Origin of the sequence: Sorangium sp. So ce836, assembly GCF_028553905.1 — a bacterium.
GTDB classification, from domain to species: domain Bacteria; phylum Myxococcota_A; class Polyangia; order Polyangiales; family Polyangiaceae; genus Sorangium; species Sorangium cellulosum_D.
Genome location: NZ_CP102233.1, coordinates 11,840,216 through 11,853,959, shown reverse-complemented (window position 1 = coordinate 11,853,959; position 13,744 = coordinate 11,840,216). Strand labels below are relative to the sequence as shown.

Annotated in this window: 11 protein-coding genes; 9 read left to right on the top strand and 2 right to left on the bottom strand. The window is 73.1% G+C overall.

What is annotated here, in order from left to right:
• The first annotated feature begins 19 nt into the window (after window positions 1-19).
• From NQZ70_RS43265 to NQZ70_RS43235, 7 genes are all read left to right on the top strand, one after another.
• On the top strand, window positions 20-1,564 hold the full coding sequence (locus NQZ70_RS43265; RefSeq protein WP_129579436.1) for a PGRS family protein: 1,545 nt from the start codon (window positions 20-22) through the stop codon (window positions 1,562-1,564).
• 209 nt (window positions 1,565-1,773) lie between these two features.
• On the top strand, window positions 1,774-2,883 hold the full coding sequence (locus tag NQZ70_RS43260; RefSeq protein WP_129579435.1) for a hypothetical protein: 1,110 nt from the start codon (window positions 1,774-1,776) through the stop codon (window positions 2,881-2,883).
• Between the two features lie 128 nt (window positions 2,884-3,011).
• Window positions 3,012-4,454: a PGRS family protein gene (locus tag NQZ70_RS43255; RefSeq protein WP_129579434.1), complete on the top strand. Its 1,443-nt coding sequence runs from the start codon at window positions 3,012-3,014 to the stop codon at window positions 4,452-4,454.
• Between the two features lie 215 nt (window positions 4,455-4,669).
• On the top strand, window positions 4,670-5,743 hold the full coding sequence (locus tag NQZ70_RS43250; protein WP_129579433.1) for a hypothetical protein: 1,074 nt from the start codon (window positions 4,670-4,672) through the stop codon (window positions 5,741-5,743).
• 44 nt (window positions 5,744-5,787) lie between these two features.
• Window positions 5,788-7,341: a PGRS family protein gene (locus NQZ70_RS43245; protein ID WP_207217623.1), complete on the top strand. Its 1,554-nt coding sequence runs from the start codon at window positions 5,788-5,790 to the stop codon at window positions 7,339-7,341.
• Between the two features lie 196 nt (window positions 7,342-7,537).
• Window positions 7,538-8,314 carry a PP2C family serine/threonine-protein phosphatase gene (locus tag NQZ70_RS43240; protein WP_129579432.1) on the top strand — a complete coding sequence of 259 codons (777 nt, stop codon included), beginning with the start codon at window positions 7,538-7,540 and terminating at the stop codon, window positions 8,312-8,314.
• A gap of 396 nt (window positions 8,315-8,710) precedes the next feature.
• Window positions 8,711-9,532, top strand: coding sequence for a DUF434 domain-containing protein (locus tag NQZ70_RS43235; protein WP_237244584.1), 822 nt, complete (start codon window positions 8,711-8,713; stop codon window positions 9,530-9,532).
• A gap of 68 nt (window positions 9,533-9,600) precedes the next feature.
• Here the strand turns inward: NQZ70_RS43235 and NQZ70_RS43230 are convergent, their stop codons facing one another.
• Window positions 9,601-10,548 carry an NAD-dependent epimerase/dehydratase family protein gene (locus NQZ70_RS43230; RefSeq protein WP_129579431.1) on the bottom strand — a complete coding sequence of 316 codons (948 nt, stop codon included), beginning with the start codon at window positions 10,546-10,548 and terminating at the stop codon, window positions 9,601-9,603.
• A 348-nt stretch (window positions 10,549-10,896) separates the two neighbouring features.
• Between NQZ70_RS43230 and NQZ70_RS43225 the strand changes: the two genes are divergently transcribed.
• Both NQZ70_RS43225 and cysK read left to right on the top strand, forming a co-directional pair.
• On the top strand, window positions 10,897-11,967 hold the full coding sequence (locus NQZ70_RS43225; RefSeq protein WP_129579430.1) for a sulfate/molybdate ABC transporter ATP-binding protein: 1,071 nt from the start codon (window positions 10,897-10,899) through the stop codon (window positions 11,965-11,967).
• A gap of 55 nt (window positions 11,968-12,022) precedes the next feature.
• Complete coding sequence (cysK, locus tag NQZ70_RS43220) at window positions 12,023-12,988, top strand: cysteine synthase A (protein WP_129579429.1); 966 nt, start codon at window positions 12,023-12,025, stop codon at window positions 12,986-12,988.
• On the opposite strand, the gene NQZ70_RS43215 is transcribed toward cysK, so the two are convergent.
• A complete protein-coding gene (locus NQZ70_RS43215) occupies window positions 12,985-13,737 on the bottom strand; it encodes a hypothetical protein (RefSeq protein ID WP_129579428.1) in 753 nt (250 codons plus the stop codon). The genes cysK and NQZ70_RS43215 overlap by 4 nt on opposite strands.
• Window positions 13,738-13,744: the final 7 nt, after the last annotated feature.

Below are 13,744 nucleotides of genomic sequence, written 5' to 3'. Positions count from 1 at the left end.
TCGCGAGGGAGAGCGCGCGATGAGGATGCACACGAGACACTGGACGATGGTGACAGCGGCGCTTGTTCTCGGTGGCGCGAGCTGCCGCGACTTCTGGACCCAGTGGACCGATGACTGTGAGCTGATGCTGACGTGCCAGTACATGGTCCAGGACATTGATACGACGCCAGCGGACTGCGTGCCGAGCGAGAACGCCGACGCGGTGGACGACGCGTGCGGCGTGTTCGTGTCGTCGTCGGGGAGCGACGGGAACGCGGCGACAAAGGAGGCGCCGTTGAAGACGCTGGGCGCGGCGCTGGCGCGCGCGGAGAAGGGGAAGCGGCGGGTGTACGCGTGCGCGGAGAGGTTCGACGAAGCGGTGGAGGTCGCGGGGAGCGTGACCATCTACGGCGGGCTGGACTGCGCGAGTGGGTGGGGCTGGGTGGGGGAGCAGAGGAAGACGACGCTGACGGCGGGGGCGGGAGAGATCCCGCTGGTGATGCGGGGAGGCGGGGGCGAGGTGAACGTGCGCGTGGAAGACGTGCACGTGCAGGCGCGCGGGATCGAAGCGGGCGACGTGACGCTCGCGGGAGCGTCGTCGATCGCGGCGGTGGCGGAAGAGGTGAGCGTGGAGCTCGCGCGGTGCGTGCTGGAAGCGGGGGAAGCGGCTGCGGGAGCGGAGGGAGCGGCGTACGAGACGAGCGCGATGGGGGGAGCCGAGGGGAACAGCGGCGGCGAGGCGTGCTCGGCGGAGATCGTGGTGACGGGCGGCGTGAAGAACGACTGCGGCACGCCGGACGATCCGAGCGACGATTCGCGCGGCGGCTCGGGCGGAAACGGCGAAGCGGACACCGGCGTCCCCGGTGCTCCGGGCACCCCGGAAGACTTGATGAACGGAGGCAAAGGCGAAAGTGCAGCGGCGTGCACCGACGGGACCGCTGGTAAGGAAGGCGCCGCGGGTGAACCTGGAGCCGGCGCAACGGGCCTCGGCGCGATCGGCGCGAGCGGCTACGTCGGGGTGGCGGGCCGCGAGGGCACGAAGGGCAGCACGGCGCAAGGCGGCGGCGGCGGCGGGGGCGCGAAGGGCGGCGCGGGCGCTGACAAGTGCATGCTGGCGGAGTCGGCCGGCGGCGCGAGCGGCGGCTCCGGCGGAGCCGGCGGCTGCGGCGGAGCGGGTGGCCGGGGCGGCGGCGCAGGCGGAGCGAGCATCGCGCTGCTCAGCCTGAACGCGACGGTGAGCTTCGAGGAGGTGACGCTGAAGACGGGGCGAGGCGGAGCCGGAGGCAAGGGAGGCGCTGGCCAGGAAGGCGGCGAAGGAGGAGCGGGCGGCCCCGGCGGCAAGAAGCCCGAGGGCGCGACGGCGTTGAAGGACGCGTGCGCCGGAGGAGCCGGAGGCAAGGGAGGCGTGGGCGGTCCCGGAGGCGGCGGTCGCGGCGGGCACGCGATCGGGATCGCGTACAAGGGCGCGATGCCGCCGACGCAGGGAGCGACGATCGAGCTGGGCGAGGCGGGCGACGGCGGCGTGGGCGCGGATGCGAAGGGCGAAGGCGCGGCCGGCGTGAAGGCCGAGGTGCAGGCGTTCTGAGGTGAGGTCGTGCGCGGCGCTGCGGCTGCGACGGAGCAGCCGCAGCAGCAGCGCGACCACGGCGGCGAAGAAGACGATGGGCGAGGCGGCGCACCGGAGCCGGCGCGACGAGCGGCGGGCGTGTGCCCGCGCGGCGGGAGCGCAAGTGCGGCGGAAGCGCGAGGAGCGAGCAGGTGGATGGCGGACGTTGCGAGGACGAGGGAGCGACCGTGAGACGAGAGCTGCACGCGGGGTGGCTGGCGATGTCGTTGCTGCTCGGGAGCACGGCGGCAACGACGAGCGTCCGCGGAGAGGAGCGGGTGAAGCCCGTGCCGAGCGCAGAGAGCGAGCGAGACCGCGCGGTGCGGGACTTCGAGGAAGGCCGGAAAGCGCAGGTGGCGGGCCGGCTGGAGGAAGCGGAGTTCTTCTACCTGCGGGCGTGGAGGAGGATGAAGTCCTACGACATCGCGACGAACCTCGGGCAGGTGCAGCTGCAGCTGCAGAAGCCCGCGTCGGCCGCGAGGTACCTGGCGTTCGGCGTGCGCACGGTGGGCCCGGAGATCGAGCCGGAGCGGCTTTCGCGGATGGAGGCGCTGCTGGTGGAGGCGAAGGCGCAGGTGGGGACGGTGCGTGTGCGGGTGAAGAACGTGCCTGACGCGGAGGTGTTCGTGGACGGCGAGCGGGTGCCGGACGAGGAGGCGAAGCACGAGATCTACCTGGAGCCTGGGATGCACGTGCTGGCGATCCGGCGGGCAGGGTACGAGGAGGAGGTGCTGCACGTGATAGCGGCGCCGCTGATCACGGAGACGGTCGAGCGGGAGCTGAGGCCGAAGGCGGAGAAGACGGAGGCGACGGGGAAGGGCGCGGGCGCTGCGGCTCCGGGAGCCGCAGCGAGCGCGGCGGCGATGGGGGAGGTGACGACGAAGGCGCCGGCGGCGGGGGCGAGGGCGGAGGAGCCGCGGAGCTGGGTGCCGGCGTTGGCGCTGGGGGCGGCAAGCATGGTGGCGCTCGGGGTGGCGGGAGGGTTCACGGTGGCGGCGAACAAGGCGAGCGCGGAGGGAGACAGACAGCACGCGATGCTGCGCGAGGCTGGAGGCGGTTGCGTGGGTGTTCCCAGCGAATACAGCTATCTGTGCTCGGGCCTTCGCGACAGCGCGTCGCGCCACGAAACGCGCACGCGTGCGGCGACTGTGGCGTATGTGGCCTCCGGTGCCCTCGCGATCGGTGCGGTGACCTACGCACTCTGGCCGCGTGCACGGACTGCGACGTCCCGCGGGATGCGCGCATCGCCCGAGCTGAGTCCGGGCCGCGCTGGGATCGTCGTGCGAGGTGCCTGGTGAAACGCTCGCGAGAGGCTGCGATGACAATGCGAAGAAGGCGCTCGATGCATGGAATCTTGGCGCTCGCAGTGAGCTTTTGCGGTTGCGATGTCGCATGGCCCAACACGACCGAGGACTGTGAATTCACCATGACCTGCGAGCACCATCGCGGGCTGTGGAACGATTCGGAGACACCCGCGGACTGCGTGCCGAGCGAGAACGCGAGCGCGGTGGCCGACACGTGCGGGGTGTTCGTGTCGGTGGGCGGCGACGACGCGAGCGAGGGGACGAAGGACGCGCCGGTGAAGACGCTGTCGGCGGCGCTGGCGCGCGCGGAGAAGGGGAAGCGGCGGGTGTACGCGTGCGCGGAGAGGTTCGAGGAGGCGGTGGAGGTCGCGGGGAGCGTGACCATCTACGGGGGGCTGGACTGCGCGCGCGGGTGGGGCTGGGTGGGGGAGCAGAGGAAGACGACGCTGACGGCGGAGGCGGGAGAGATCCCGCTGGTGATGCAGGGAGGCGGGGGCGAGGTGAACGTGCGCGTGGAGGACGTGCACGTGCAGGCGCGCGGGATCGAAGCGGGCGACGTGACGCTCGCGGGAGCGTCGTCGATCGCGGCGGTGGCGGAAGAGGTGAGCGTGGAGCTCGCGCGGTGCGTGCTGGAAGCGGGGGATGCGGCGGCGGGGGCGGAGGGAGCGGCGTACGAGACGAGCGCGATGGGTGGAGCCGAGGGGAACAGCGGCGGCGAGGCGTGCTCGGCGGAGATCGTGGTGACGGGCGGCGTGAAGAACGACTGCGGCACGCCGGACGATCCGAGCGACGACTCGTTCGGCGGCTATGGCGGCAACGGCGGACCCGACATCGGCGGCCCCGGTGCTCCGGGCACCCCGGAAGACTTGATGAACGGAGGCAAAGGCGAAAGTGCAGCGGCGTGCACCGACGGGACCGCTGGTAAGGAAGGCGCCGCGGGTGAACCTGGAGCCGGCGCAACGGGCCTCGGCGCGATCGGCGCGAGCGGCTACGTCGGGGTGGCGGGCCGCGAGGGCATGAAGGGCAGCACAGCGCAAGGTGGCGGCGGCGGCGGGGGCTCGAAGGGCGGCGCGGGCGCTGACAAGTGCATGCTGGCGGAGTCGGCCGGCGGCGCGAGCGGCGGCTCCGGCGGAGCCGGCGGTTGCGGCGGAGCCGGCGGCCGGGGCGGCGGAGCCGGAGGCGCGAGCATCGCGCTGCTCAGCCTGAACGCGATGCTCAACTTCGAGGACGTGACGCTGAAGACGGGCCAAGGCGGCGCCGGAGGAAAGGGAGGCGCCGGGCAGGAAGGCGGCGAAGGAGGAGCCGGTGGTCCCGGCGGCACGAAGCCCGAAGGCGCGACGGAGCTGCACGCCGGGTGCGCTGGCGGCCCGGGCGGCAAGGGCGGAGCTGGTGGATCCGGAGGCGGCGGCCGCGGCGGGCACGCGATCGGGATCGCGTACAAGGGCGCGATGCCGCCGACGCAGGGAGCGACGATCGAGGTGGGCGAGGCGGGCGACGGCGGCGTGGGCGCGGATGCGAAGGGCGAGGGCGCGGCCGGCGTGAAGGCCGAGGTGCAGGCGTTCTGAGGTGAGCGCGTGAGCGGCGCGTCGCGGCTCACGCTCCGCCGCAGCAACCGCAGCCGCCGCGTCGAGCGGGGCGACGAGGACGAAGAGCGAGGCGTCGCGCCGGAGCCGGCGCGACGAACGGCGGACGTGTGCGCGCGCGGCGGGAGCGCGGGCGCGCTGAGCGAGCGAGGAACGAGCACGTGGATGGCGGACGTTGCGAGGACGAGGGAGCGACCGTGAGACGAGAGCTGCACGCGGGGTGGCTGGCGATGTCGTTGTTGCTCGGGAGCGCGACAGCGACGACGAGCGTCCGCGGAGAGGAGCGGCCGTGGTCGGGAGGGAGCGCGGAGAGCGAGCGCGATCGCGCGGTGCGGGACTTCGAGGAAGGCCGGAAGGCGCAGGTGGCGGATCGGCTGGAGGAAGCGGAGTTCTTCTACCTGCGGGCGTGGGCGCGGATGAAGTCGTACGACATCGCGACGAACCTCGGGCAGGTCCAGCTGCTGCTGCAGAAGCCTGCGTCGGCCGCGAAGTACCTGGCGTTCGGCGTGCGCACGGTGGGGCCGGAGATCGAGCCAGAGCGGCTTGCGCGGATGCAGGCGCTGCTGGCGGAGGCGAAGGCGCAGGTGGGGACGCTGCGGGTGCGGGTGACGAACGTGGCGGACGCGGAGGTGCTCGTGAACGGCCAGCGCGTGCCGGCCGAGGAGGTGGAGCACGAGCTCTACGTGGAGCCCGGGCAACACGTGCTGGTGATCCGGCGCGCGGGGTACGAAGAGGCGGTGGTCCACGTGGCCGCGGTGGCGGGCTCGCGCGAGGAGATCGCGACGGAGCTGAAGCCGAAGACGGCGACGCGGCCGGGGACGGCGGGCGCGCCGATGCTCGGGGAGGCGAAGACGAAGGCACCTGCGGCGGGGGCGACGGCGAAGGAACCGCGGAGCTGGGTGCCGGCGATCGCGCTGAGCGCGGCGAGCGCCGTGGGGCTTGGGGTAGCGATGGGCTTCACGGTGGCGTCGAACAAGGCGAGCGCGGACATGCGCGCGCAGCGGTCAGCGCTCTGGCAAGCCGGCGGTGCGTGCATCGACGCCCCGGTCGAGCACGCCTTGGCGTGCAGAGAGCTTCAAAGGACAGCGGCGCGCGCCGACGTCCACGCGAATGCGGCGCGCGTTGCCTACGTGACCTCGGGCGCGCTGGCGATAGCTGCATTGACGTACGTCATCTGGCCCGGAGGACGACCAGCGCGCGCGGTCTCCCTGGAGGTTGGGCCTGGGCTGGATGCGGGTGGTGCAAGCATCGCCGTGGTGGGCTCGTGGTGAGGAGAAGAGGGAGAGGCGTGGTGAGGAGAATGATGCAAAGTGCCGTGCAGCGAACGCTGAGGTGCTTGTTCGTGGGCATCCTGGTCGGAGGCGCTTGGATGACGACGGCGTGCTGGGTCAACTACACCGACGACTGCGAGTTCATGCTCACCTGCGAGCATTACCGTGGTCGTGGTAGCGATGACGTGACCCCTGCGGACTGCGTGCCGAGCGAGAACGCCGGCGCGGGCGCAGTGGACGATGCGTGCGGGGTGTTCGTGTCGTCGTCCGGGAGCGACGGGAACCCCGCGACGAAGGAGGCGCCTGTGAAGACGCTGTCGGCGGCGTTGGCGCGCGCGGAGAAGGGGAAGCGGCGGGTGTACGCGTGCGCGGAGAGGTTCGAGGAGGCGGTGGAGGTCGCGGGGAGCGTGACCATCTACGGGGGGCTGGACTGCGCACGCGGGTGGGGCTGGGCGGGGGAGCAGAGGAAGACGACGCTGACGGCGGGGGCGGGAGAGATCCCGCTGGTGGTGCGGGGAGGCGGAGGCGAGGTGAACGTGCGGGTGGAGGACGTGCACGTGCAGGCGCGCGGGATCGAAGCGGGCGACGTGACGCTCGCGGGAGCGTCGTCGATCGCGGCGGTGGCGGAAGAGGTGAGCGTGGAGCTCGCGCGGTGCGTGCTGGAAGCGGGGGATGCGGCGGCGGGGGCGGAGGGAGCGGCGTACGAGACGAGCGCGATGGGTGGAGCCGAGGGGAACAGTGGCGGCGAGGCGTGCTCGGCTGCTGCATCGCTGGGCGGGCTGTCGGTCAAGAACGACTGCGGCACGCCGGACGATCCGAGCGACGACTCGCGCGGCGGCTTGGGTGGTGTTGGGGCAGCGGACAGCGGCGGCCCCGGTGCTCCGGGCACCCCGGAGGACTTGATGAACGGAGGCAAAGGCGAAGGTGCAGGTGTGTGCGCCGACGGGACGGCTGGTGACGAAGGCGCCGCGGGTGTTCCTGGCACAGGCGCAACGGGCCTCGGCGAGATCAGCGCGAGCGGCTACGTCGGGGTGGCGGGCCGCGAGGGCACGAAGGGCAGCACGGCGCAAGGCGGCGGCGGCGGCGGGGGCGCGAAGGGCGGCGCGGGCGAAGGCAAGTGCATTCTGGCGGAGTCGGCCGGCGGCGCGAGCGGCGGCTCCGGCGGAGCCGGTGGCTGCGGCGGAGCTGGTGGCCGGGGCGGCGGAGCCGGAGGCGCGAGCATCGCGCTGATCAGCGTGAACGCGACGCTCAGCTTCGAGGGGGTGACGCTGAAGACGGGCCGAGGCGGAGCCGGAGGCAAGGGAGGCGCCGGGCAGGAAGGCGGCGAAGGAGGAGCCGGTGGTCCCGGCGGCACGAAGCCCGAAGGCGCGACGGGGCTGCATGCCGGGTGCGCTGGCGGCCCGGGCGGCAAGGGAGGCGCGGGCGGTCCCGGAGGCGGCGGCCGCGGCGGGCACGCGATCGGGATCGCGTACAAGGGCGCGATGCCGCCGACGCAGGGAGCGACGATCGAGCTGGGCGAGGCGGGCGACGGCGGCGTGGGCGCGGATGCGAAGGGCGAGGGCGCGGCCGGCGTGAAGGCCGAGGTGCAGGCGTTCTGAGGTGAGCGCGTGAGCGGCGCGTCGCGGCTCACGCTCCGCCGCAGCCGCGCCGCGATGCGGTGCGAGGGAGCGACATGGCGACATAGCCCCGGCCGCCCTCGGCGCGGCCGGAGCCCATCCAGAGGAACGCGCGCCGCCCTGCGCGGCGCGCCTTGACGCGGCTCGCCCCGCCGGCGAGCGCGCGAGGAGGACGATCGTGTATCCACGGCTCGCCATCGAGGCGGCAGCGCAGTCGGACGTGGGGCGGCGACGGAGCCACAACGAGGACAGCTTCGCGGCGCTGCCGTGCCTCGGGCTGTTCATGGTGGCCGATGGCCTGGGAGGCAACGCGGCGGGAGAGGTGGCGTCACGCATGGCGATCGAGGTGGTGAAGAGCTGCTTCGAGGAGGACGGGGACCTGGAGGACACCTGGCCCTACGGCGCGCCGCGGCCGCACGACCGCGACGAGGTGCGGCTCGTGCTCAGCGTGCGGCGCGCCAACCGGGCGATCTACGAGGCGAGCCTGCACCAGGAGGCGAACCGCGGCATGGCCACGACCTTCGCGGGTGTGCTGCTCGGGCCGGGGATGGCGTACATCGCACACGTGGGCGACTCGCGCGTGTACCGCATGCGCGGCGGAAAGCTGGAGCGGCTGACACGGGACCACACGCTGCGAGAGGAGCTGCTCCGGGACGGCGACGGCGCCCTGGCCGCGCTCGAGGCGCTGAGCGACAGAGCGAGCGCCGTGACGCGGGCGCTCGGGTGCGACGAGAGCGTGGCAATCGAGTCACGCGTGGAGGCGACGGCGCCGGGCGACATCTTCCTGCTGTGCTCGGATGGACTCTGGGGCCCGGTGCCCGAGGAGCGGATCGCAGGGGTCCTGGAGGCGCACCAGGAGCTGAGCCTCGCGGCGAGCCTGCTGATCGACCTCGCGAACGAGCATGGCGGGCCGGACAACGTGACCTGCGTCCTGGCGCGCCTCGGAGGCGCGTGAGCGTGACGGGATGGGCGGCAACCGCGGAGCGACCCAGAATGAGAAAAAGATGTCGTTCGCCGTAACGGTGTGCACCGCGCAAATTGCGGGATCCCTGGCCGAAGTGGATCGACACGCGCCGTGATCGAGCGCTACGTTCTGCCTGCCGCGGCGACGCGGGTCGGCGGGCTGTCAGGCGCTTGCAACACGGCCACCCCCATGGGTGCGTGGCGTGACGAGGCGCCGGCGGAGAAGCCGATGATCTGCTGATCAGAGTCCAATCCGTACCGGACCTAAAGTCTGGATGTCCTCCAAAGGTCGCAGACGGCAGCCCGACGCAGCAGATCCTCCTCAATTCCGCGCCTTCCGGCGTAACGCTTGCAGCAGTGTCGGTCCTCCACCGAGCATCGAAGGCCAGTGACGGACTCGGACGAACGATACGACCCACCCGCCGGCGAGAAGGCCGGCGAGCCGGTGCCGCGCGGCGGCCACCCCGACGACCCGCGGCTCTTCGGCCCCGAGGCCGTCGCGAAGCTGCGCGCCGCGTTCGAGGAGGTGACGTGGCTCCTCGGCCGCGGCTATCCGCTGCGCACCGCGATCCGGACCGTCGGCGACCACCACCAGCTCGCCGCCCGCCAGCGCCTCGCGCTGCAACGGTCCGCCTGCTCGGACGCGCAACGCGCCTCGCGCCTCGCGCGCCGCGCGCCCGCGTCGTCGCTCCGGGGCGCGGAGGCGAGCATCGACGGCTTCAACCTGATCATCACCCTGGAGGTGGCCCTCTCGGGCGGCCTGCTCCTGCGCGGCCCGGAGGGGGCGCTCCGCGATCTCGCGGGCCTCCGCGGCAGCTACGCGCCGATCGCGCAGACCGACGCGGCCATCGATCGCCTCGGCGCCGCGCTGTCCGGCGCCGGCGCGGCGCGCGCGCGCTTTCTCCTCGACGCCGCCGTCCCCAGCTCGGGCAAGCTGCGCGCGCGGATCCTCGAGCGCCTCGCCGCCGCCCCCTTCGCCCTCGAGGCGGCGCTCGTCCCCGATCCCGACCGCCTGCTCGTCGGGGCGGCGGGCGTGATCTCGTCCGACAGCGTCGTCCTCGATCGCTGCGCGCAGTGGATCGACCTCGCGGGCGAGATCCTGGCCGCGCGCGCGCCAGCGACGCGCATCGTCGACTTCGTGCCCGGCGGCGTCGACCTCGCCCCCGGCGGCGTCGCTCCCGCCCCCCGCGGAGGAGCGCCCGGCTCCTGAGCGGCGCGGAGACGCGGGGCCCTCGGGCCGCGGGCACCCCCCGGCCGGTAACGCGGGGCCCCGCCGCGCTATCGGGCGGGCCCGAGCCGCCTCGACTGCCACGCCACCTGGGCGGCGAGCCCCTCGCGCAGGGGCACCCGGGGCACATAGCGGAGCGCCGCCCGCGCCGCCGCCGTGTCGGCCCAGGTGTGCCGGACGTCGCCGGCCTGCGGCTCGCCCCGCTCCACGCGCACCGGCCCGGCGAGCTCCCCGAGCAGCCGGAGCGCCTCGTTCAGGCTCACCCGCGAGCCGCCGCCGATGTTGAACACGCCGACCGCGCCGCCCTCCATCGCCTCGACGTTGGCCTGCACGACGTCGCTCACGTACGTGAAATCGCGCGTCTGCTCGCCGTCGCCGTGCACGCGGACCGTCTCGCCCTTCAGCACGGCGGCGATGAACCGGTGGAACGCCATGTCGGGCCGCTGCCCGGGGCCGTACACCGTGAAGTACCGGAGCGAGACCGTGGGCAGGCCGAAGTTGCGCCGGTACAGCTCGCAGAGGTTCTCGGCGGCGAGCTTCGTCACCCCGTAGGGCGAATGCGGCGCGGTCCGGCGGGACTCGTGCATGGGCACGTCGTCCGCGTCGCCGTACACGGAGGACGACGAGGCGTAGACGAGCTTGCGCACCTGGCCGTGCGCCCTCGCCGCCTCCAGCAGCCGCTGCGTCGCCAGCACGTTGTCGCGCAGGTAGCCCTCGAAGCTCTGCCCCCAGCTCGGGCGCACGCCGGCCTGCGCCGCCTGGTGGAAGACCACCTCGCACGTCGAGAGCAGCGAGCGCAGGTCGGCGGTCGCGAGATCGGCCGTCGACAGGGAGAAGCGCGGTTCACCGAGCAGCCGGGCCAGGTTTCCTTCCTTGATCTCGCGGCCGTAATAGTCGGTGAAGCGGTCCACCCCGAGCACCTCATGCCCGAGCTCGATCAACCGCTCCGCCAGGTGGGCGCCGATGAATCCGGCCACCCCAGTCACCAGACAACGCATCCGTCTCCCGTCCTGGTCCCGCCGCGCCGCGCGGCCCGCCGTCCTCGCCGTCCTGCCGCCCCGCGGCCTCCGTCCCGGTCCTGCCGCGTCGCGGCGCGGCGGATGCTAGCACTTCGGCCCGTCCCTTGGACCGGCACCCGCCGGCAGCCACCCGCGCGCCCGCCGCCCGGCGAGCCCCAGAGGCCGGAGCGCGCCACGGGCTTTTTGCAAAAATACCCACCTTTCCGATGTATCTTCTGAATCCGGTTGCGCCTCCCCGTCCGGCGGGCGACGCTGGGCCGCGCTCGGGCGCCCTGGTTTTTTCTGTCCGAGGCGCGCGCGGGGCGGGCAGAGGGTTAGCTGTCGCTTATGGGAATCGTTGTCGAGCAGCTCACGAAGCGGTTCGGTCCGAACAAGGTCGTCGACGACGTCTCGTTCGAGATCGAGAGCGGCGCCCTTGTCGCGCTGCTGGGGCCGAGCGGAGGGGGCAAGAGCACCGTCCTGCGCATCATCGCCGGGCTCGAGAGCCCCGACTCCGGCGAGGTGATCCTGAACGGGAAGAACGCGACGCACACCCGGGTGCAGGACCGGAACATCGGCTTCGTGTTCCAGAGCTACGCCCTGTTCCGGCACATGACCGTGCGCGACAACATCGCCTTCGGCCTCACGATCCGGAAGCGGCCCCGGAAGGAGATCGAGGCCACGGTCGACGAGCTCCTCGGCCTCGTGCAGCTCGAGGGGCTCGGGAGCCGGTTCCCGCACGAGCTGTCCGGCGGCCAGCGGCAGCGGGTCGCGCTGGCGCGCGCGCTCGCCCCGGGGTCGTCGCTGCTCCTGCTCGACGAGCCGTTCGGGGCGCTCGACGCCAAGGTGCGCCTCGAGCTGCGCGAGTGGATCCGCAGGCTCCACAAGGAGCGCGGGATCACGAGCGTCTTCGTGACCCACGACCAGGAAGAGGCGATGGACCTCGCCGACCGGGTCATCGTGCTGCACAAGGGGCGGGTCGAGCAGATCGGCACGCCCGAGGAGATCTACGACCGGCCGGCGACCGAGTTCGTGGCGAGCTTCGTCGGGTCGATCAACGTGCTCAAGGGGGAGGTCCGCGACGGCCAGGCCGCGCTCGGGACCCTCGCGGTGCACGCTCCCCCCGGGACGGGCGACGGCGCGAGCGTGCGCGCTTTCGTGCGGCCGCACGACATCGAGGTCCACACCCGGATCGACTCGTCGAGCTCACCCAGCGCCGACGACGCCAGCGTGGCGCGCGTCGAGCGGCTGTCGCGGGTCGGATGGATGGTCAAGGCGGAGCTCCGCCTCTCCGACGGCCAGCCGCTCTCCGTCGAGCTCACCAAGGACCGCGTCGCCGAGCTCGCCCTGTCCGAGGGGGACCGGGTGCTTGTAAATCTCCGAGACGCCAAGATCTTCGTGCAAGATTACTCCATCTAGCCACCTGGCCGGCGCTTCCGTCTGGCCCGGGGGTCAGTCAACACGGAGGCGGCACGTGGGTTCAATCTTCGACAACATCGCGGCGACGATCGGGCGCACCCCCCTCGTTCGCCTGAGCTCTGCGGGCAAGGGGCTGCGTGCCGAGCTGATCGGCAAGGTCGAGAGCCGGAACCCCGGCGGCAGCGTCAAGGATCGCATCGGCCTCGCGATGATCGAGGACGCCGAGCGGCGGGGCAAGCTGACGCACGGGAGCGTCCTCGTCGAGCCGACGAGCGGCAACACGGGCCTCGCGCTGGCGATGCTCGCCGCGGCGAAGGGCTACCGGCTGATCCTCACGATGCCCGAGTCGATGAGCCCGGAGCGGGTCGCGCTGCTCCGGGCGTTCGGGGTCGAGGTGCTGCTCACGCCCGGGTCCTTGATGGTGCAGGCCGTCGCGCGGGCGCGCCAGATCGTGGAGGAGACGCCGGGCGCGGTGATGCTCCAGCAGTTCGAGAACCCGGCGAACCCCGCCGCGCACCGGATGACGACCGCGCGCGAGATCTGGGAGGACACGGACGGGGCGGTCGACGTCGTGGTCGCCGGCGTGGGGACCGGCGGGACGATCACCGGCGTGGGCGAGGTGCTCAAGGAGAAGAAGCCGGGCGTGAAGATGATCGCGGTCGAGCCGAAGAACGCCGCCGTGCTGAGCGGCGGCCGCGTGGGGGCGCACCTCATCCAGGGCATCGGCGCGGGCTTCGTCCCGAAGATCCTCCGGCGCGAGCTCATCGACGAGGTGGTGCCCGTGACCGAGGACGAGTCCTTCGACGCCGCCCGCCGGCTCGCCAAGACCGAGGGGATCCTCGTCGGCATCTCCGGCGGCGCGGCGATGGCGGCGGCGCTCTCGATCGCGGCGCGCGACGAGATGCAGGGCAAGAAGATCGTGGTGATCCTGCCCGACGGCGGCGAGCGGTACGTCACCTCGCCGCTCTTCAAGGAGCTCGTCGGCTGCGCCCGGGGGGCCGCGCCCCGGCCGAAGGGCTAGGGGAGGCAGCCGCACATCGGGTCGCCTTCCCTGCAGACGCACTCCGCCTTCCTGGGCGCCGGCTGCGGCTGAGGCCGCGCGACCTTGCCCTGGAGCGCGTCCCGGTCGCGCTTCGCCGCGAGGAGCTTGCGCTCGAGCTCCGCCTTCTCCGCCTCGCTCCGCACCGTCTGGTACGCGAGCGTGAGCTCGCCGATCTGCCGCTCGCTCGCGGCGAGGTCGCTCTGGAGCGCCGCGAGCCGCTGCTCGTACGCGGCGCGCGCGGCCGTCTGCTCGGCGAGCGTCTGCTCGGCCTCCGGCTTGATCTTGCCGAAGTAGGCGCCGAGCGTCGCGGCGAGCGCGGCGACGAAGAGCGCGCTCCCCCCCGCGATGAGCCGCACGAGGCGCCGCTTCTGGGCGTCGCCCGCGAGGGCCGCGAGCCTGCGCTCGTGGTCTCGCTGCTTCTCGAGGGCCTCGACGCGGGCGCGCTGCTCGGCCTCGACGCGGGCCTTCTCGACGGCCGCCGCCCGGATCCCCTCGAGCCGCGCCGCCTCCTCGCGCGCGAGCTCGTCCTCGCGGCGGGCCCGCTCCTCCTCGGCGCGGAGGCGCGCCTCCTGCTCCGCCAGGGCGCGCTGCTCGAGCGCGCGCCGGGCCTCCTGCTCCGCGAGCGCGCGCCGGCGCGCGGCCTCCTCCTCCTCGCGCACCCGCTGCTTCTCGAGGCTCATGAGCTGCTTGAGCGAGAAAAGAACAGAGCTCTCCTGGATCTCGGCCATGACGGAT